The organism is Limnofasciculus baicalensis BBK-W-15 (assembly GCF_024178385.1).
Lineage (GTDB): Bacteria > Cyanobacteriota > Cyanobacteriia > Cyanobacteriales > Coleofasciculaceae > Limnofasciculus > Limnofasciculus baicalensis.
Genome location: NZ_JAMZMM010000642.1, coordinates 1 through 1,789 on the forward strand (window position 1 = coordinate 1; position 1,789 = coordinate 1,789).

Below are 1,789 nucleotides of genomic sequence, written 5' to 3' on the forward strand. Positions count from 1 at the left end.
CAGGAGACCAGCCACGCGCCCTGCGGAATCGGATCCCGTGCGGTGCCACTGACCTGTCCTCAGGTCGGTGTCTTCGCTGCGCGCCAGCAACAGCCGTGACCGCGTCCCGCCTCTCTTCACTTCGTCTGTCCGTCTCTACGGAACGTCGTCTCTTCTTCCGAGCCTCTCGCCTCTCTCAGCATCTCCATCCACTGCTTCATCGCCTTCTCATGCCCGCGATCCGTCGGCCGGAAATAGTCCTTTTCCACACCCAGATAATCCTGGCCGCTGAGTGCATTCGCCGCATCATGGCTGTAGACATACGCCTTGCCGCTGCCGAATCCCTTCGCCGCATCCGCCGAAAGTCCCGTCGCCTTCCGAACGTTCCCATCCTTGATGTACACCGGCACCGGAATCGTGCGGCCTTCCTCCACATCCTTCATCGCCTCATCGATCGCCAAGTAACTCGCATTGCTCTTCGGCGCGCACGCCAGATAAATCGCGCATTGCGCAATGATGATCCGCGCCTCGGGCATGCCCACACGTTCGACCATCTCCCAGCACGCCGCCGCCACCATCGTTCCGCGCGGGTCCGCATTCCCGATGTCCTCACTCGCCAGAATCCCAAGTCTCCTGCATATGAAACGAGGGTCTTCCCCCGCACTCAGCATGTGCGCGATCCAGTACACCGCCGCATTCGGGTCTCCACCTCGGATCGACTTGATCATCGCCGACGCGGAGTCATAGTGCCCATCAGCCTCATACACCGCAGCCTTCTGCTGGATGGAATCTTCGGCGACCGTGCGATCAATCACGATCTTCGCCGCGCCTTCCTTCGTCGCACTCAGGACCGCCACTTCCAACGCCGTGAGCGCTCGCCGCGCATCCCCATCGCACTTGACGGCCCACACCTTCAGCGCGTCATCGCTCGCTTCGATGTCGAGCTCGCCGTACCCACGCTCCTTGTCCGCGATCGCCTGCCTCAACACCCGCACGATGTGCTCTTCGCTCAGCGACTCCAATCGGAACAACGTCGATCGCGACACCAGCGCCGAGTTCACCGCGAACAGCGGGTTCTCCGTCGTCGCGCCGATGAGCGTAATCAGCCCGCGCTCGACGTCCCCGAGCAACACATCCTGCTGCGACTTGCTGAAGCGATGGATCTCATCCAAAAACAAAATCGTCCGCCGTCCCTCAACCTCCAATCGATGCACCGCCTCATCGATCAACTCACGGATCCGCTTCACGCCGACGCTCGCCGCATTCTCGCGTTCGAAGTGCCGTTTCGTGTGGTTCGCGATCAGTTCCGCGAGCGTCGTCTTCCCGGTCCCCGGCGGGCCATGAAAAATCAGCGACGTGATCGCATCCGCCGCCAGCATCCGCCGCAGCAACTTCCCCGGCCCCAAAATATGCTCCTGCCCGGCGTACTCCTCAAGCGTCCGCGGGCGCATGCGCAGCGCGAGCGGCCTCACCGCATCTCGCTTCTGTTCTCGTTTCGCCGCCCACAGGTCCATGCTTCCTCCGTGCCTCTCACTCTATGGCGCCGTCGGCGATGGCCGATGTTTGTTTGGGTTCGGCCGCGCACAATCCGCATTTCTTCTCACCAGCGACGGGCGATGCCGTGATCCTTTGCGTCCAAACTGGTAGGTTGCTTAGTCACTCGCTAACATGCCCGCCTTGGACGGCGCGCACCCACTCATCCTCGCCTCGCTCGCCTGGCTTTGCTGGGCGTGGATCAGTCGGGGCCTCCTCAACAATCCGCGCCGCGATCCGATTTATGGCATCCTCATCTCGTTCATCCGCCTCTACG

General features: G+C 62.1%; 1 protein-coding gene. It reads right to left on the reverse strand.

Going from position 1 to position 1,789, the window contains the following annotated elements:
- Nucleotides 1–116: 116 nt before the first annotated feature.
- Nucleotides 117–1,493, reverse strand: coding sequence for a replication-associated recombination protein A (locus NJ959_RS29075; RefSeq protein WP_254015241.1), 1,377 nt, complete (start codon nucleotides 1,491–1,493; stop codon nucleotides 117–119).
- Nucleotides 1,494–1,789 lie beyond the last annotated feature (296 nt).

Excerpts from the sequence above, each read along its gene's own strand:
- NJ959_RS29075 (WP_254015241.1), bottom strand. The coding sequence starts at position 1,493 with ATGGACCTGTGGGCGGCGAAACGAGAACAGAAGCGAGATGCGGTGAGG.